Source organism: Clostridium sp. 'White wine YQ' (genome assembly GCF_028728205.1).
In the GTDB taxonomy this organism is placed as follows: domain Bacteria; phylum Bacillota; class Clostridia; order Clostridiales; family Clostridiaceae; genus Clostridium_T.
In genome coordinates, this window is record NZ_JAQYUU010000009.1 from 78,835 (window position 1) to 97,363 (window position 18,529).

An 18,529-nucleotide genomic window follows, 5' to 3' on the forward strand; every position below is an offset into this window, starting at 1 on the left:
CTTTAAATAAAATCCCTTTATGAAGTAAGTAAGATATGAGGAAGTAATAAATTATAAAAAATGAGAGTTAAGCTTATTGACTATATAAGGATATTCTAATATAATTATTTCGTACTGGGGGATTAAAATGAAAGATAATATAAATTTAACAGAAGGAAAAATAACAACAGGTCTTATTAAACTAGCATTACCTATTATAGCCACAAACTTTATTCAAACAGCCTATGGGATGGTTGATATGATATGGGTAGGTAAGATTGGAAGTAAGGCAGTAGCAGCAGTGGGGACAGCAAGCTTTTTTATAAATCTAGCATTAGCTTTGTTTGCAATTATCATGATAGGGAGCGGAGTTAAGATAGCCCAGAGTGTTGGGGCGAACAAAAAAGAAGAAACATTAATATATATAAAAAATAGTTTTATATTATCAGTAATTTTGGCAGTGGTATATTCAATATTAATAGTAGTACTTAAAAATAAGCTTATAGGCTTTTTTCAACTGAATGATATCGAAATAGAAAAAATGGCAAAAGATTTTTTAGTTTATTCAGCTGTAGGCGTTATTTTTATGTATTTTAATTCAATACAAAGCACTATATTAAATAGCTTTGGAAATAGTAAGCTGCCTTTTAAGGCAAATACAATTGGCTTTATAGCGAATATAATACTAGATCCGATACTTATTTTTGGAGTAGGACCAGTAGCTGGAATGGGCGTTGCAGGAGCAGCTATAGCTACAAATCTCTCAAGAATTATAGTATTTATTATTTTTATCTTTACAGCAAAGGAGTATTTTAGTTTCAAGGGGGTTTCTGTAAAGTTTGATTTTATTAAAGCTAAAGAAGTATTAAAGATGGGTATGCCGGTTTCACTTCAAAGAGTTAGTTTTATAGGAATATCAATAATTATTGCAAGACTAATTACAAGCTTTGGAGCCACAGCCATAGCAGTTCAAAAGGTAGGCGTGCAACTAGAATCTGTATCATATATGGCAATAGGGGGAATACAAGGAGCCATAGCAGCTTATGTAGGTCAAAACTATGGAGCTAAGAAATACAAGAGAATAGAAAAAGGCTATTTTAGTGCTTTAACTACCACAATAATATTTGGACTTTTAATTTCAATTATTTTTATTTTATTCCCAAAGGAATTGTTTAGTATTTTTATTCAAGAACAAGCAGCAGTGGATTTAGGTACTAATTATATGCGAATTTTAGGGTTTTCCCAAGTGTTTATGTGTATGGAACTTCTTACGGTAGGTGCTTTTAATGGAGTTGGAAAAACTTATGTTCCACCGATTATAAGTATTACCTTTACAGCTTTAAGAATACCTATGGCAATGATATTATCAAAGGATAATATACTCGGACTTAATGGAATATGGGCAAGTATAAGTTTAAGTAGTTTAATAAAAGGAATAATATTAGTTACTTGGTTTATTATATTTTTAAGAAAAACCTTTGTAGTAGATAGGAGAGAACAGTGTAATGGAAAGTGTTGACAATGAATTATTAGAATCGATCTTAACTGAAGATATAGTAACAAAATTATTTAAAGGAAATTTTGGACTTGAAAAGGAAAATGTAAGGGTTAGTAAGGATGGTAAACTGTCACTAACTCCACACCCAGCCATATTTGGAGATAAGTTAAAGAATCCATATATTAAAACTGATTTTTCAGAAAGCCAAGTAGAGGTAATTACACCAGTTTGTAATAGCATAGAAGAACTTTATGATTATATAGAAAATCTTCAAAATATAGTTTCTCTATCCATTGGAGAAGAATATTTATGGCCACAAAGTAATCCGCCTATCTTACCAAGTAATGAGGAAATACCGATAGCTGTTTTTTCCGAAGAAGGTAAGGAAGAGAGGTTATATAGGGAGAAACTTTCAGAAAAGTATGGTAGAAAGAAACAACTTCTATCAGGTATTCACTACAACTTTTCATTTAAAGAAGAGTTTATAAATAGTTTATATAAAAGCCTTGGAAAGGGAGAAAGTTTAAAAGAATTTAAAAATAAAGTTTACCTTAAGATAACAAGAAACTTTATAAAATATAGATGGTTTTTGATTTATTTAACAGGAGCTAGTCCGGTATTCCACGAGACTTATTTAGATAGATGTACAGATGATATTCAGGAGTTAGCAGATAGAAGCTGTTACTTTAAAAATATGATATCACTAAGAAATAGTAAATGGGGATATAAAAATAAAGAAGATTATTTAGTTAATTATGATTCACTAGAGCAGTACATCGGAAGTATTCAAAAACTTATTAATGATGGGAAATTAGATAATGCTAGTGAGTTTTATGGTCCTGTTAGGTTAAAAAGTACTTGTAAAAGATGTTCTCAAGAGAAACTTATGAAGGATGGAATTGAATATCTAGAGATAAGAATCTTGGATTTAAACCCACTTAATAAAAATGGAATATTTATAGAAGATTTATATTTAGTGCATTTATTTATGATATATATGTTGTTCATGAAAGAAAGTACATTAACAGAAGCTGAGCAAAAAATTGCCAATATAAATCATAAAGTTGCAACCATGGCAGGAAGAAGAGAGGATAGCTTTATCTATAATAAGGATGGAGAAAAAGCTTCATTCAAAGAAGAAGCCCTAAAAATAATAGATAACTTAACAGAGATAGTTAACAAGTTAGATTATAAAACTGATTATCTAAGAAAGGTTATAGAAGCAGCAAGAGAAAAAGTTTTAGACGTAAGTAAGACTTATGCGGCTGTTATTACTAAGGAAATAATAGATAGTAGTTATGTAAGTTTTCATTTAGCTAAGGCAAAAGATTACTATGAAGAAAGTAAAAGGCAGGATTTTAGCTTAATAGGATATGAAGACTTAGAACTTTCAACTCAAATATTACTTAAGAATGCAATAAAAAGAGGAATATCAGTTGAGGTTTTAGATAGAGAAGAAAACTTTGTAAGGTTAAAGAAAGATAACAAAGTTGAATATGTAAAGCAAGCAACTAAGACTTCAAAAGATTCTTATAGTACTGTACTTGTTATGGAAAATAAGGTAGTAACAAAGGAAGTACTAAAAGAAAATGGAGTAAGAGTTCCATCAGGAAAAAACTATAACAGTATTAAAGAAGCAAAGGCTGACTATGAATTGTTTAAGAATAAACAAATAGTAATAAAGCCTAAATCAACTAATTTTGGAATAGGAATATCTATTTTTAAAGAAGAATTCTCTAAGGAGGATTATATTAGAGCTTTAGAGATAGCTTTTGAAAATGATAAAACTGCACTAGTAGAGGAATTTATAAGTGGTAAGGAATATAGATTTTTAGTAATAGCAGATGAAGTTGTGGGAATACTTCATAGGGTTCCTGCAAATGTTCAAGGAGATGGAGCTAGAACTATAACTGAATTAGTTAAGGAGAAAAATAAACATCCATTAAGAGGAAAGGGTTATAAAACTCCTCTTGAAAAAATATCTTTAGGAGAAATTGAAGAAATGTTCCTTAAAGCTCAAGGAAAGAATTTTGATTATGTACCTAAGGAAGGCGAAATTGTTTATTTAAGAGAAAATTCTAATATAAGTACAGGTGGAGATAGCATTGATTTTACTGATGAGATGCATGAGAGCTATAAAGCTATGGCTACAAAATCTGCCAAGGCAGCTAGAGCAACTATTTGTGGAGTTGATATGATGATACAGGATATAAAGGTTCCATTAAATGAAAGCAATTATGGGATAATAGAGCTTAATTTTAATCCTGCTATACACATTCACTGCTATCCTTATATAGGAAAAAATAGAGGAGCTGGAGATAAGGTACTAGACGTACTATTTGGAAAATAAGAAATAGGGGTGAAGTTTTAATGGATGAATTTCAAGTGAATATCTTTAAAGCTTTAGCTCATCCTGTGAGACTTAAAATTGCAAAAAGACTTTCTACAGGAGAGATGTGTGTTTGTGAAATGAATGAAGATATAGAATTCAGTCAAGCAAATCTCTCACAACATCTAAAGATACTAAAGGATGCTAAAGTGGTTAATGCAAAAAAATGCGGTATGTTCATGTATTACAGCATTAAGAGTGAGAAAATAAAAGAGTTAATTAGATTAACTGAAGAATTATACTACGAAAAAGAATAAGATTACCCCAAAGTAGAATGAGAAATTCTATTTTGGGGTAAATTTTTTATGCTAAATCTTTTTTATTCTTAGAAAGCATTAATGAGAATATTAAGCCTAATAATGCAATAATAGCAGCACCTATAAATAGTTTTGAATATCCGGAGTTTAAAGTGCTTTGGAATACATTTTCTATAGTTACTCTAGCATCTTCGATTTGTTTTAAATAACCTTCTTTTATAGTTGCTAATAAAACATCAGCTTTTGGTCCTCTATAATTAGGAGCAGAGGTTATTCCATTAAGTGCTGGGGCAACCTTATCATTTATCATTGATTCACTAAACTTTTTAATAGAATCTACAATTGTTGTAACATCTGAGTTTTGTAAAGTCTGCAATTGATCTGGAGATATTCCCCCTGAACTCATAGACATGCTTCCAGAAGGGGCTGATGACATTCCAGGAATCTGTGGAGCTTGTGCTTTTGGAATAACATCCATTAGTTTAGTAGACATATTTTTACCTGCTTCAGATATAAACCCTATGAGTATATTTGGAGAAATTGCAACTCCTATAGATCTTACTAAAGAAAGAGTTGATTGGGCTGTTGCAGTTTCATTAGCACTTACATTAGTCTGAACTATGTAGTTGAGCGGAGCACCCATAGTACAGCCCATCCCAAGTCCAACAAATATCAAGCCTATTACTAAACTTAAGAAACTTGGATGATTTGCAGTATATAAAGCTAGAGTCAATGTTCCAATACCAGATAATATAAACCCTACTATTAAAACTAATTTTGCTGAGAATTTATCTATAAGTCTTCCACTTATAGGAGCACCTACTCCAGCAAAAATAGCCATGATTGTTACGATATATCCTCCAGAACCAGATTTGATTTTTAAAACATTTTCTCCAAATTGAGGTACAAAAACTACTCCCATCATGCCAGCACCAACAATAAAGCCTATTATTAATGCTAAAGTTATTTCTCTATTAGTGAAGTATTTTAAATTGAGCACAGGATCCTCAGCTCTTTTTTCTATGAAAATTAATACTGGTAAAAGTATTATAAATGCTAATAAGAAAGGCCATACATCGTTAGATTTAATACTGCTAGAGAATTCATAGAATTTTAAGTTAGTTAAGCCGTACATTAGTGAAAGGATGGTTAAGCTTATAACTATACTTCCCCATATGTCAATTTTTCCTGGTACAGTAACTCTATCATCCTTTGGAGTCATGGTAGAAAGTATTAAAATTATTATACATATTGGAACATTTATAAAGAATAAAAATCCCCAGTTTGATGAACCAACTAAGTTTAATATGCCTGAACCAATTGTAGGACCCAAGGTCGTTGCTATACCATAGATTCCTCCAACCATACCTAAGGCAGCACCTTTTTTCTCAGGAGGAAAGCTTTCACCTATATATGCTGTAGCTATTGGCATTATTCCACCACCGCCTATAGCTTGAATTACTCTTGATATTAGTAAAAGGGTAAATCCACCATAAAAATCTGAGATTCCGCATAGCATTGAACCTATTCCAAATAATAAAATGCTAATAACATATATTTTTTTCTTCCCAAACCTATCAGATAGTTTTCCGGCTATTGGCATGGCAACAGCATAAGCTAAGGTATATATTGTAATCATCCATATGGAGCTGCTAGCAGATATGTTAAACGAATTTGCTATTACAGTTCTAGCTGGAGAAACAATACCTGAATCTAAAGCTCCTATAAATATGCCCAGTAAAAATAATAGTAACATTATGTTTTTGTTTGATTTTTTCATATAAAACTCCTTTCTGAACCTTGTTCATATAAAATTTAAAAAAATGCACTAATTATCATAAGTTTAAAAGTGCATAAAATTCGTCAAAGGTCATAAACTTTTGTTTTGATATATTCGTTAAGTTATAAACTAAGAACTTAGTTAGTTTAGCTAATTCTATTGATGAGGTTATATCACCTTTATTTTTATGGAATAGAAGGATATTCTCTATAGCTTCGTAAAGAGGGGCCATTACATCCACTTCATTATAGGTATAATCTTCTTTAGACATTTCTACAAAAACACTAATATGATTTTTTAGAAAACCATCTACATATAGAAATATTTGAAAAAGTTTATCTTTAAGTGAGATGTCAGCATTTACAATAGCTTGAATAGAAGTAATTATCATAGACCAATCTCTTTCAAAAACCTCTATAGCAAGTTCGCCTTTATTATTAAAATAGTTATAAAAGGTTCCAGTTCCTATTCCACAAGCTTTTGTAATATCTCTAATGCTTGCATTTTTATATCCTTGTTCAATTAAAGCTTTTTTCCCCTCATCTAGTATTTTATCTCTTAAGTTCTCTATAATCTTTGGCATCCTTATCCTCCATTTTTAAAATGAACCTTGTTCATATTATACAATTTGTTACTAATTTGTTCAATATATTTAAGATTTTTTTTATTGATGGGGTAATCAAATATAAAGTAAAATAATCATATGAATATAATTTATAAGTGAGGTAATATGGAGAAAAAAGTTAAACGAATGGATCGCTACAAAAAGAAATCAAAGGTGAAGAAGGGGTTATTTCACATAGGTGCATTTATTTTAGCTAATATAATAATTACTATGTGTATAAGTATACCTTTAGTGGTTTATGGCCCTCTTGAAAACATTAGAGAATATTATATAACTACGGCAATGACAACTCTTAGTCATAAATATTTAGCAACAATGCTATTTAGCCAAGATGAAATAGATAAAGTTATGGCAAAAAATAAGATTGAGGATGACAAGAATTCAACAGTTAATGATATTTCAGTTGATGAATATAAACCTGCTATGAGTGAAGCTGTTAGCCAGCCTTATGACGGAACTGAACTTATAGATATTTCAAACGGTAAATATAAAGGTTATGTCTTAATCATAAAAGATCCTAAAAGAGTGACACTAGGGATACCTGACACCATTGGAAGAAGTGGAAAGAAGCTAGAAGATATCATTAAGCAAGAAGGAGCAATTGCAGGTATAAATGCAGGTGGCTTCCAAGATGATAACGGAGTAGGTAACGGTGGGACGCCCTTGGGGGTTGTAATTCATAATGGGAAAGTCTTATATGGTAAGGAAAATAAAAAGTATGAAATGGTTGGATTTAATGAAGATGGTATTCTGGTACTAGGCAACTACACCTTAAATGAAATGAGAGATCTTAAGATAAAAGAAGCGATAACATTTTTCCCTTATTTAATAGTAGATGGAGAACCTACAATTAAAAGTGGAAATGGTGGTTGGGGAATTGCGCCTAGAACAGCTATTGGACAAAGAAAAGACGGGTCCATAGTTATGTTAGTAATAGATGGTAGACAGATTTTAAGCCCTGGAGCAACATTAAAAGAAGTCCAAGATATTCTTTTAAAATATGATGTTTATAATGCAACAAATCTAGATGGGGGAGCGTCTACTATAATGTATTATAAGGATAAGATAGTAAATAAACCATCAAGCTCAGAGACAGGAAGGTATTTACCTTCAGCATTTATAATAAAATAGGATATGTAAAAAGAAGGTTATTTACCTTCTTTTTTTATGTCTTTAAACACATCAAATATATTTCGTTGCTTTTTAATAAAAGTAAATTTATGTTCAGGTATATTATCTTTAAGGGCATCTATAAGCATTTGCTTGTTTTGTATATTTTTAGGTATGAAGACACGACCATTTACCCCAATATAGATATGAAAATATAAGTTGTTTTCTAATACCTTGTTTACTGAAGACCAATTATAAATCACGGTAGAATATGTGCTAATAGCTTTAATTGATTCATTAGTTAGTAATATTGAAACCATATAATTTTTGCCTGATTTTAGATACCTCATTTCTATGGTTTTCATAAAAAGAAACCTGCAAAATTTTGAGCCAACAGTTATAACAAGTAGGTAAAAAAAGATAATAGAAAGGATAAACATAAGGAAGTTATGGTTAAACACTAAATATATCATGCCGCATAAGATAAATGGAATAAAGTATAGGCTAAAAAATTCTCTTAATAAGTAGTCATTTGTATTAAAATAATTATCACATTGAGCTTCTACATACTCCGATTTTGAAAAATTACAGTCTATTTGCATTAGCAAGTCTCCTTTCTATTTAAAGTTATTAAATAGTTTTTTGTATTTTTTATAATCCTCTGCGGCACTAAAGATATTTTGTTTTTCTTTAATAGAACTGAATTTATCATCAGGTAGATTATTTTTAAGTATATCTATAATAGCTTGTCTATTTTCATTATTTCTAGGTATGAATAGACGCTCATTTACTATGGTAGTTGTATAAAAGTGAAAGTAACGGTAAGTTTCTACTACTTTTAGAATTGAGGACCAATCAAATTCTAAATTAGCATTATTATAGGTTACTTTGATAGCTTCAGGATTCAATAATACAGAAATCTTTATAGAGCGTTCTAAGAATATATATTTTTTATTTACTGTCCTAGTAATAATATATTTAAATATAATGGGTCCAATAGGTATAAAGATTGTATAAATCACAATAAGGCAAATGGCAAAACCTATTAGGCCTATTTTTAAATCACCAATATACACTATGAGTGCTGCTAAAAAAGGTAGTATAGTTATAAATGATACTTTTGAAAAAATATAGCTTGATGAATTAAATATATAGTCACATTGTGCTCTTATAAAGTCATTTTTTGAAATTTCAAAGTTTATCTGCATTAATTATTCTCCTTATAATTTATGTTAATAAATTTAAAACAATTATACCATACAACCCATATTATTACAAAACAGACAACTATAGTAAGGAGGTGCTAAATATTAAGATTTTTAAGCTTGATTGTAAGTAAAGTATATGTGGTATATAATATATAATGCAGTAAAGATTAGTATATATAAAAGTATATATTTAGGAGGAAAAAATGATTATTCTTATAACCATTTTAATTGCTTTTATGTTAGGATCTATACCTACAGGATATTTGCTAGTAAAGCATTTTTGTGGGATTGATATAAGAACTCAAGGGAGTGGAAATATTGGATCAACCAATGTAAAAAGGATAGTAGGAACGAAGATATCAATTGCAACTCAGGTAGGAGATATTGTTAAAGGAGTTGTGGCAGTAGCTTTAGGAATAGTTGCTTCAAAGCTATATGAACTACCTATTTCTACAGATGTATATCTTTCTATTATTGCGGTAGTTGTAATATTGGGTCATGATTATACTCCTTTTTTAGGGTTTAATGGAGGTAAAGGAGTTAATACAACCATGGGAGCCTTTATACTATTAGCACCAATTGCAACCTTATCAGGGGTGGTAGTTTATTTTATTTTAAGAGCTACTACTAAGATAGTATCAATTAGATCAATTTCACTTGGAGCGACGATTCCTATAATATGTATTATTTTAAAAGAACCGCGTCCAATAATAATTGCAACTATATGTGCCAGTGTGATAATGATATATAGACATAAGGCTAATATTGTTAGAATGATAAAAAAGGAAGAAAAATAATATATAAGGGACTATTTCGTATACGAAATAGTCCCTATTTTTATCTCTTTAAGTATTTGCTTGAAATATAGACTCCATACCCCTGAACAATTGTTAGAAGAGGAATCATAAAATATTTATACCTTGTTTGAATCTCAATAAAGAAATGAACAGATGCATAGCCAGCGATTAAAAGAAGGATTAACATGTTTTTATTATACTTCTTTTCTTTAAATAAAAATAATGCTGCTATTATTGAATAGAAGGCCATTGCAATGAACTCTATTCGCTCAGTACCTATAATAGAGATATTTAAAATTCGTTTATTTAAATACTGACATGTCCAGTAGGTTGAGTCATCGGGGCCTGACCACATAACAAGAACCTTATCTTTTATTAAAGATGCTAATTTAGGTACATTAGACACTCTTTCCTTAATTAGCGGAATTTCTAACTTTTTGCGTTCTTCAGGATCTTTTATATTATATAAATAGCTATCATCTTTTTCAGAGTATTGGCCTTTGGTATCATAATTAAGTCCAGTTACAAATTTCCAAAGAGGGTCCCTATTAGTTAATTTATAAGGAGTAATTCCTTTTGCAATAAATATATAACTAGCTAAGTTCATTATAACTAAGTAGGATAAAATGATTAAACCTAGGCTTGAAAAAGTATGCTTTATGTTAACAAAGTTAAAATCTTTTATAAGCATTAAAATTAAATAAATAATTATTGCTAATAAAATAAGTGAACCTAAAGGTCTATTTATATTTCCAAGAGCAACTAAAATACCTAAGATAATTGCTCTAACAGGAAAAGATAAGTTGCTACATAAATAGACATAAATGCCTAATAAGAATAAAAAAGTCGCAATATGTTCATTTGTAAGAGCAGAGGTCATAACTAGGCTGGATATGTAAATTGAGTAGAAAAAACCACTTACTCTTCCTGAAGTTTCGTTAAAGATTTTACTACCTATTTTATAAACCAACAGAGTAGTTCCTAAGCAATAAAATATATTTAATAATTTGATTATTAATGGGTTAGTTGTGTGGAATAAACTCATAACCAATGCCTCATAACCACTAAACCCAAATTGGTAAACCCATAGGTTGAAATAGCTTCTATCAATTGTTGAATAATCGCCGCTTATTAATTTAGTAGCAGTTTCGTACATAATCTTAAAATCAGAAGTTATAGGGGATTTGATTAATAGTACCCATATAATTCTTGTAGCTAGAGTTAATATTATTAAAAATACTATATATTGTTTACTGGTTAATTTATTAGTCAACCATATTATTGGTTTTGATATTAAAATAAGCAGAGCTGTCATTATAGCAAAACCAATAATAACTAAAAGAATTTTAAAAAATATATTTATATTTAAAGCATTAACTGAAATACTAAAAAAGCCTAATATGACAAATAGTAAAAATAAGCTAACGAAAAAAATAATTATGTTACCTAGTATATTAAAAAATTTGTTTTCTTTAAAAAAAATCATAATTAGCCCTCATTTTTTATTCTAAATCTTTATTTAAGATAGTTTCTATATTATATCTTGGTCTTCTTTTAACTTCTGTATAAATTTTTCCAATATATTCTCCCACTAGTCCAATTGATAATAATTGAACTCCGCCAATAAACCATATAGATAAGATTAATGATGTCCATCCAGAAGTAACATTACCTGTAAAATATGATACAAGAGAATATATTGCTGCAAAAATACTAACAAAAGCAATTATAAATCCTATAGAGGTAATAAATCTTATTGGTGTAACACTAAAAGATGTGATTCCTTCAAGTGCAAAATTTAGCATTTTTTTTAATGGATACTTAGATTCTCCAGCAAAACGCTCATGTCTTTCATAATAGACAGAGGTTGAGTTATAACCAATCAAAGGAACAATTCCCCTTAAAAAAAGATTTCTTTCTTTATAATTGTCTAATTCTTCTACAGCTCTTTTGCTCATTAGACGAAAATCTGCATGGTTATAAACAGTTTTAACTCCCATAACATGCATTAATTTGTAAAATGCTAATGCAGTATTCCTCTTAAAAAAGGTATCACTTTCTCGAGAAGAGCGAACTCCATAAACAATATCAAAGCCTTCATGATATTTATCTACCATTTCTTCTATCACATTAACATCATCCTGCAAGTCAGCATCTATTGAAACTATCATATCAGACGTTTTAGCAGCTTCCATCAATCCTGCCATTACTGCATTTTGATGACCTGCATTTTTAGCAAGCTTTATTCCACAAGCATAGGCTGCAGAACTATTAAGTTCAGATATTAAGTGCCAGGTTTTGTCCTTGCTACCATCATCAACATAGATAATTGCACTTTTATTGCTTATTTTTTCATTTTTAATTAATTTATCTAAAAGCTTAGATAGTTCATGATGGGTTGTTGGTAAAACTTCTTCCTCATTAAAGCATGGGACAACGATAGATAAGATTGAATTCTTCATTATATTACCTCGTATATAAATTTAATTAGTCTATAGAAAAATTTGTCTATTATTTACCATAATATTATACAATATTTGCGTAAAATTAAAACCTTAAAATGTAAAATTATAATTTCTTAAAAAACTGATACATTATATATTATTGCATTTTGTGGAAATAATATTAGTACAATAAAAAAGGGCTAAGATAACAATAGATGTTTTCTTAGTCCTTTGTATACTAATTATTAATTGGTGGTTTAAGCTCTCCCTTGAACTCTAACACTAGTACTCTTAATATTGAAATCTGCACTTTTAACTTTAAGATCTTTACTAGGCTCAGGTTTAAGAGTTTTCTTCATAAAGTAAATTGAAGTTATTGCAGATATTCCATCTGATAGAGGGAATGCTATCCATGCACCAATGACACCAAAAGCATTAATAAGTATTAAAGCTATTGGAATAAACACAACTATTTGTCTGTAAATTGAAAACAAAAATGAGGTTCTTGCATCATCAATTGCTTGATAATAATAGATTGCTATATAGTAAAGTCCTACTGTAGGCAATATACATATACATATTCTAAAGGCTGTAACAGTTTGAGATAATAGGGTAGAATCCTCTAGGAAAACCCCTATTATATTAGGAGTGAATATCATAAGAACGCTCCAGATAGCTAAAGAGAAAATAGTAACCCATTTTATTGAAGTTTTAAGGGTTTTAAACATTCTTTCTTTGTTACCAGCTCCATAGTTAAAACCAACAATTGGCTGCATTGAGGAACTTATACCTATTATAGTTACAAACATAAACATAGATATTTTTGTAATAACACCAATCATAACTATTGATGCATCTCCACCTTTTGATAATAACAAGTTATTTAGTATAACTGAAACTACTGCATCAGATATTTCTATAACAAAGGTTGAGAAACCAACTGTAAATATATCTCTTATTAATTCAGGTGAAAAGCTCTTAAGTATATTTGAAGAAGAAAGAGATAGATTAATAAAATCTCTTATCTTTATGAATTTATAAACTATAAACGCGAAGGCAAGAAATTGTGAAACAATTGTAGCTATTGCAGCCCCTTCTATACCAAAGCCTATCATATCAATAAGAATATAGTTTATTATGATGTTTGCTAAAGCACCGATTGAATTTCCATATAAATTAATTCTTGTGTCCCCAAGTGAGGTCATAATGTATCCTAAAACAATAGATAGACCTTGGAATAAGGTACCTATTAATATTATTGAAATATAAGTTTTAGCTAATGGATATAAAGTTTCACTTGCACCAAGATTCATGATAATAGGTTTACGGAAAACATATATTAATATGGATAATAAGCCTAATGTTAAAAATGTAATTAAAATACTGTTAATTATGGTTTTTTTTATTCCAGTATAGTTTTTCTCTCCAAGATTTCTGGCTACAAAGGTAGATGTTCCTACGGATATTAACATACCTATGGCAGTCATAAACCTTTGTACAGGAAAGGCTATGGTTAATGCGCCTATGGCATTGGAACCAATATATCTTCCAACATATATGGTATCAACCATGTTATACAGCTCAACAACTAATAGAGAAATCATTGCTGGGATAGCAAACTTTAATAGAGTTTTGCTTATATTTCCTTGGGAAAATATCTTGTCATTAACACCCATAATCGTCACCTCCTAAAAATTTTTCCTATAATACTATTATATTTGTTAAATATAGTAATTCTCAGTGACTTAAAGGAGGTGTTTAAGGTATTAATATGGGGTATTGCATTATTTTAAAAAACACAAAAATAGCAGATTAGCACTTAAAAATATATAAACGACCCAGTAATAGTACTTTTTTTACTCAAAAAGCATACTAAAAATAAAGTAAATATAAATATATGCTATAATATTATTAAAAAAACGTACTTGTTGTATGTATTATGTGCATATTTTTAGAAAGGTAAAGAGAAATATGAGTTTTATGGAGGAAGCGCTTAAAGAGGCTTATAAGGCAAAAGAAAAGCTTGAAGTTCCAGTTGGGGCAGTGATAGTCAAAGAAGGAAAAATCATAGCAAAGGCGCATAATCTAAGAGAGACATTGAAATCTCCATTAGCTCATGCAGAAATATTAGCAATAGATAAGGCTAGTAAAATTATAGGGGATTGGAGATTAAGTGGCTGTGAATTATATGTTACTTTAGAACCTTGCGTTATGTGTGCAGGGGCTATTATTCAAAGTAGGATAAGTAAAGTACATATAGGAACCTTTGATCCTAAGGCAGGAGCCTGCGGAACTGCTGCAGATATTTTGAATCATCCATATTTAGATAGCTTTGTAGAAGTAAGTTGGGAATATAATGAGGAATGTAGTAAAGTGTTGATAGATTTCTTTAAAGATAGAAGAAATAAATAATAATGGCTTGCAAAGATAGAATAAATCTAATTTTTGCAAGCCAATTCTTTAATTCATAAATTGAAGATTGTCGATAGAATAGTTAGCCAAAGGACCTTGATATATAACCTCAGCATCTGGAATAGTAAGTAGGTCAGAAGGCTCTACAAAGTTAAGTGGTTTTTCAAAGTCAAATACATCAGTTTCTTTTAAAATATAGGCTATCAATTCTGAACAGAAAAACCTATTCTTTGCACGATATTCTTTTTTTATCACTCTAAAAAATATACCTCTAAGGTTGTACTTAATTTTCTGTTTATTAAAATCCCAAATCATTTGGCGAATTTTATTATGTTGTTCAGCATTTACTTTAAGTTTAATAACTACAGCAGGACACTCTGGATAAAAGGAGAAGACTCCTTTATCGATCTCTTCTTTTTTGAAAACTCCTAAGAAGGGGTTACGATAATATTTTCTAGTCATGCTGTACATATGATTTAAAGAATCATCAAGAGCAATTGATGAATGGGTATAGGATTTTTTTGTATATAGTCTAATAGCTCTAGCATAAATAGTATTTGTAGAAGTAAGCAATATATATATTTCTTTCACTATCCCATCAACTCCTTGTCCACAATTTTAAAATATAACTTAAACACATGGTGATTCTCAACATAAAACACAATAATATAATTATATATCAATATGATATAAAAAGAAATTTGAATTTTTTAAATATTTTCTTAAGAAAAACTTAATTATTAGGAGGTAAGGATGAATCTAGTATTAATAGGTTATGGAGGAGTAGGAAAAGCATTTATAAAGCTATTGAAAGATAAGCATGAAAAGCTTAAAAGTGAAGGATTAGATATAAAAGTTAGAGGAATATTAAATTCTAAAGGTGGGGTGTTAAGCAGTAATCCACTAGACCTAATGGAAGTTTTAAATGCAGGTTCATTAGAAAACAACAAAAATTGGAGAGCGGGAATTAATTATAGAGATGTATTAACGAAAGAGAAATGTGATTTAATGGTTGAACTGACTCAAACCAATAAAGAAACTGGGGAGCCAGGTCTTACTCACATAAAATATGCGTTAGAAAATAATATTAATGTAGTTACTGGAAATAAGGGGCCAATATTAGTTGATTATGAAGGATTAAAGAGAATTAGTGAAGAAAAAGGGGTAGCCCTTGGGGTTGGTTGTACTACAGGAGGAGCTTTACCTAGCTTAAATTGCGGGTTAATGGACTTAGCTGGTGCAAATATTGAAAAAGTTGAGGGAATATTAAATGGAACCAGCAATTTTATTTTAGAAGAGATGGAAAGTGGATTAAGTTTTAATGAGGGGCTTGAAAAAGCACAAAGATTGGGAATAGCGGAGAAAGATCCAACCTTAGACATTGAAGGACATGATACAGCAATTAAGATGTTAATTCTTTCAAAAGTAGTGCTTAAAAAGAATATAAATATTAATGAAGTGAAAATTAAGGGAATTACAGCAGTTTCAAAGGAAGATATATTGAAAGCAAAAAATGAAGGCAAAAGATATAAATTAGTAGGCAGAATCGAATGTAAGGGGAATGAAGTTAATATAGAGGTTTCACCAATGCGTATAGAAAAAGAAGATATGTTATTTAACATAAATGGCAGAAATAAAGGAGTTAAGTATTATACTGATACATTAGGAGAAGTCGCTGTAATAGGTGGTGCATCAGGAACTACAAATGCGGCTGCATCAATACTTAGAGATATAATAAATATTCATAACGGATATAAATTTTAGTAAATAAATCTAGTATACATATTTAACTTTTTTTTAACCATAACGAACACTTAGCATGCATCCTCCATATTATATTAATGAAATAAGTTAAATATCCTAAGAATGTAAGAGGAGGATAAATATGCAAGACAATTTTGAAGTAAATAGTACAGCTCAGCATATTGAACTAAAAGAAGAATGTATAATCGCTAAAAAAGTATATGGTAGGTGTAGACAACAAGATTGCTTAACTCCTGTTGATGATGTTACAGTGATTCCACCTGGAAAGACAGTTATAAAAATAGACTCAGCTTCTCTTGGAGGAAAATATAGTATCACAGCTCCATTTTTAATCAGCCATCTTCCTGGCCCAGCTACAGATACTACAATTGCTGTAAATGAAGTTATTGCATTTACTAATGCAGTAAGGAGTCTTAGAGTAGATTGTTGTGACTTTAGCGTTGGAAATATTGCTGTTACAAACATTGAACCAAGTTGCTTTGGACAAGAAGGTTTCTTTGATGTAAGTATAACCTATACTTTTAATTTCATCTTAAATCTATTAGATGCAGCTGGAAACGCATTGTCAGTTACTGTAAATTCACCAACTCCAACAACTACTACAGATATACCTGCTTTCACAACATGGGAAAAGAAGGTATCTCTATATGGCGGATGTGTTGGTAATAAGATAGTTTCTACTTTTGATTCAATTTATAGCCCAGCGACAACATACTGCAATGGAAATACTCCACAGGTATATATTCAAGCTACTGGAAATCCATTAACAGCAGTACCTGGAACCTATACAGTATTAGTAAACAATGTGCCTACAATAGAATATCGTGCAGACGTAACTATTGGTCTATTTACAATTATTAAACTTTACAGATTTGTTAATCTAAATGTTCAGTCTTCAGGCGATTGTGATATACCAACTTGTGCTAATATATTACCAGATGATCCATGCGAATACTTTAACACATTACCATTTCCTTTTGACGAATTTGATCCACCATCACATGGGGATTGTTGCTAGTAAAAAAGCCTGTTGAAAGTGGCTCCTTTAATAACTTGGAGCCACTTTTTAACAATTTCTTAATTAAAAAGAATGTAATTATATGTATAACATATTTAAATAAGAGAAGAGATGGATTTAACCCATCTCTCTTTTATTTATAAAAGGCAAGGAATATCTTTAATATATATTATTAACTTTAAATAGCTAAATTTAAAAAGTTATATTATACATAAACAACTTCTTCAGAAGCTGAAGTATCAGATCTAGTTACACGAATTGTAATGTTTGCAGGGATGATTAAAGCAACTAATCCACCAGTAGTTACGATACTTGCTCTTACGAAATATTCAGCAGGATTTAAGGTATCAGGTAATGGTAAAGAAGCTGGAACAGCTGCATAATTAGTAGTAGTTTCGTTATCTGTGAATTGGAATGCTATTTCATCAGTTAAAGCAGGTACACTAACAGTTACTCCGAGTAAATCTAATATATTCTTTGAAACAGAATATATTCTATCAGCGTCTGCTGTAGTTGTACCATTACGATAAACATCTAGTACTACAGAAAGAGTACCTGAAGTAGCTCCAGCAATAGCTAATCCAGAAATATCAATCTGAACAACTCCTTCTACAAGGACATCACTACCAGGGAAGTTTCTAATTAAAGATAAATGATTAATTAGTACAGAGGTAGGTCTTGTAGTTGCAGCGGTAATATCTGTACCAGTATTTAAACCATTGAATAATTTATCTGAAGTATAATTAGGTAATTTTGTAAGCATAGTTAAGGGTTTAGTGCATCTATCAACACAACATGCCATAATGAAAATCCTCCTTAGTTTTGTATTTCAGTACATAATATGTTTTATATGGGAATAGTGTGTAGAAATTTAATAAGAAAGTTAATATTTAAATTATTGTTTTATAAAAATGTAGATTTAAGAAGTTGTAATGAATATATTAATAAAAAGGATAAACATGAGGAGTGATTCTATGGATAATGTTTGTATAATTGTGTTCTATTCCTCAAGTGCGAGTTTACAATTATTTAAGATATTAAAAGATAAAAGGTATAAGGTTAATATAATAGCAACACCATGTTCTGTTTCATCAAGCTGCACTAGGGCTATAGAATTTAGAAAACAAGATTTTGATATTATTGTTAAAGAGATAAAAGATAGTGGAATAGAAATAAAATCTGTATATGAAAAAGTTCTAGAAGGCAAACGCTATAAATATATTCAAGTTATGATATAGGGGTATGAAT

Annotated in this window: 18 protein-coding genes; 9 read left to right on the forward strand and 9 right to left on the reverse strand. The window is 30.0% G+C overall.

The window, feature by feature from the left end:
* The first annotated feature begins 127 nt into the window (after positions 1-127).
* Genes PTZ02_RS17700 through PTZ02_RS17710 form a run of 3 tightly spaced genes read left to right on the forward strand, consistent with a single transcriptional unit; the run spans position 128 to position 4,123 of the window.
* Positions 128-1,498, forward strand: coding sequence for an MATE family efflux transporter (locus PTZ02_RS17700; protein ID WP_274229083.1), 1,371 nt, complete (start codon positions 128-130; stop codon positions 1,496-1,498).
* The gene (gshAB, locus tag PTZ02_RS17705; RefSeq protein WP_274229084.1) at positions 1,485-3,827 is read left to right on the forward strand and encodes a bifunctional glutamate--cysteine ligase GshA/glutathione synthetase GshB; all 2,343 of its coding nucleotides are present in this window, start codon (positions 1,485-1,487) and stop codon (positions 3,825-3,827) included. The genes PTZ02_RS17700 and gshAB overlap by 14 nt, the downstream gene beginning before the upstream one ends.
* Before the next feature lie 20 nt (positions 3,828-3,847).
* The gene (locus tag PTZ02_RS17710; protein ID WP_274229085.1) at positions 3,848-4,123 is read left to right on the forward strand and encodes an ArsR/SmtB family transcription factor; all 276 of its coding nucleotides are present in this window, start codon (positions 3,848-3,850) and stop codon (positions 4,121-4,123) included.
* A gap of 46 nt (positions 4,124-4,169) precedes the next feature.
* Here PTZ02_RS17710 and PTZ02_RS17715 read toward each other — a convergent pair whose 3' ends face one another.
* Both PTZ02_RS17715 and PTZ02_RS17720 read right to left on the reverse strand, forming a co-directional pair.
* Complete coding sequence (locus PTZ02_RS17715) at positions 4,170-5,903, reverse strand: MFS transporter (protein ID WP_274229086.1); 1,734 nt, start codon at positions 5,901-5,903, stop codon at positions 4,170-4,172.
* Positions 5,904-5,958: 55 nt separating this feature from the next.
* The gene (locus PTZ02_RS17720) at positions 5,959-6,486 is read right to left on the reverse strand and encodes a TetR/AcrR family transcriptional regulator (protein ID WP_274229087.1); all 528 of its coding nucleotides are present in this window, start codon (positions 6,484-6,486) and stop codon (positions 5,959-5,961) included.
* A gap of 147 nt (positions 6,487-6,633) precedes the next feature.
* On the opposite strand from PTZ02_RS17720, the gene PTZ02_RS17725 reads away from it, so the two are divergent.
* A complete protein-coding gene (locus PTZ02_RS17725; protein ID WP_274229088.1) occupies positions 6,634-7,659 on the forward strand; it encodes a phosphodiester glycosidase family protein in 1,026 nt (341 codons plus the stop codon).
* A gap of 17 nt (positions 7,660-7,676) precedes the next feature.
* Here PTZ02_RS17725 and PTZ02_RS17730 read toward each other — a convergent pair whose 3' ends face one another.
* Both PTZ02_RS17730 and PTZ02_RS17735 read right to left on the reverse strand, forming a co-directional pair.
* Positions 7,677-8,003: a YcxB family protein gene (locus PTZ02_RS17730; RefSeq protein ID WP_274229089.1), complete on the reverse strand. Its 327-nt coding sequence runs from the start codon at positions 8,001-8,003 to the stop codon at positions 7,677-7,679.
* 252 nt (positions 8,004-8,255) lie between these two features.
* A complete protein-coding gene (locus PTZ02_RS17735; protein ID WP_274229090.1) occupies positions 8,256-8,846 on the reverse strand; it encodes a hypothetical protein in 591 nt (196 codons plus the stop codon).
* Positions 8,847-9,049: 203 nt separating this feature from the next.
* On the opposite strand from PTZ02_RS17735, the gene plsY reads away from it, so the two are divergent.
* Positions 9,050-9,643 (forward strand): glycerol-3-phosphate 1-O-acyltransferase PlsY, encoded by a 594-nt coding sequence (plsY, locus tag PTZ02_RS17740; protein WP_274229091.1) that lies wholly within the window; start codon positions 9,050-9,052, stop codon positions 9,641-9,643.
* A gap of 40 nt (positions 9,644-9,683) precedes the next feature.
* Here plsY and PTZ02_RS17745 read toward each other — a convergent pair whose 3' ends face one another.
* From PTZ02_RS17745 to PTZ02_RS17755, 3 genes are all read right to left on the reverse strand, one after another.
* Positions 9,684-11,129 carry a hypothetical protein gene (locus PTZ02_RS17745; RefSeq protein WP_274229092.1) on the reverse strand — a complete coding sequence of 482 codons (1,446 nt, stop codon included), beginning with the start codon at positions 11,127-11,129 and terminating at the stop codon, positions 9,684-9,686.
* A gap of 16 nt (positions 11,130-11,145) precedes the next feature.
* Positions 11,146-12,105 carry a glycosyltransferase family 2 protein gene (locus tag PTZ02_RS17750; RefSeq protein ID WP_274229093.1) on the reverse strand — a complete coding sequence of 320 codons (960 nt, stop codon included), beginning with the start codon at positions 12,103-12,105 and terminating at the stop codon, positions 11,146-11,148.
* Between the two features lie 239 nt (positions 12,106-12,344).
* Positions 12,345-13,763 carry an MATE family efflux transporter gene (locus PTZ02_RS17755; protein ID WP_274229094.1) on the reverse strand — a complete coding sequence of 473 codons (1,419 nt, stop codon included), beginning with the start codon at positions 13,761-13,763 and terminating at the stop codon, positions 12,345-12,347.
* A gap of 295 nt (positions 13,764-14,058) precedes the next feature.
* Here PTZ02_RS17755 and PTZ02_RS17760 point away from each other — a divergent pair, with 295 nt between their 5' ends.
* On the forward strand, positions 14,059-14,499 hold the full coding sequence (locus PTZ02_RS17760) for a nucleoside deaminase (protein WP_274229095.1): 441 nt from the start codon (positions 14,059-14,061) through the stop codon (positions 14,497-14,499).
* Positions 14,500-14,547: 48 nt separating this feature from the next.
* Here PTZ02_RS17760 and PTZ02_RS17765 read toward each other — a convergent pair whose 3' ends face one another.
* The gene (locus tag PTZ02_RS17765) at positions 14,548-15,090 is read right to left on the reverse strand and encodes a hypothetical protein (RefSeq protein WP_274229096.1); all 543 of its coding nucleotides are present in this window, start codon (positions 15,088-15,090) and stop codon (positions 14,548-14,550) included.
* Positions 15,091-15,252: 162 nt separating this feature from the next.
* On the opposite strand from PTZ02_RS17765, the gene PTZ02_RS17770 reads away from it, so the two are divergent.
* A complete protein-coding gene (locus PTZ02_RS17770) occupies positions 15,253-16,263 on the forward strand; it encodes a homoserine dehydrogenase (RefSeq protein ID WP_274229097.1) in 1,011 nt (336 codons plus the stop codon).
* A 121-nt stretch (positions 16,264-16,384) separates the two neighbouring features.
* A complete protein-coding gene (locus PTZ02_RS17775; protein WP_274229098.1) occupies positions 16,385-17,281 on the forward strand; it encodes a hypothetical protein in 897 nt (298 codons plus the stop codon).
* A 205-nt stretch (positions 17,282-17,486) separates the two neighbouring features.
* Here PTZ02_RS17775 and PTZ02_RS17780 read toward each other — a convergent pair whose 3' ends face one another.
* Positions 17,487-18,083 carry a hypothetical protein gene (locus PTZ02_RS17780; RefSeq protein WP_274229099.1) on the reverse strand — a complete coding sequence of 199 codons (597 nt, stop codon included), beginning with the start codon at positions 18,081-18,083 and terminating at the stop codon, positions 17,487-17,489.
* Between the two features lie 172 nt (positions 18,084-18,255).
* On the opposite strand from PTZ02_RS17780, the gene PTZ02_RS17785 reads away from it, so the two are divergent.
* Positions 18,256-18,519 (forward strand): DUF3343 domain-containing protein, encoded by a 264-nt coding sequence (locus PTZ02_RS17785; RefSeq protein ID WP_274229100.1) that lies wholly within the window; start codon positions 18,256-18,258, stop codon positions 18,517-18,519.
* Positions 18,520-18,529 lie beyond the last annotated feature (10 nt).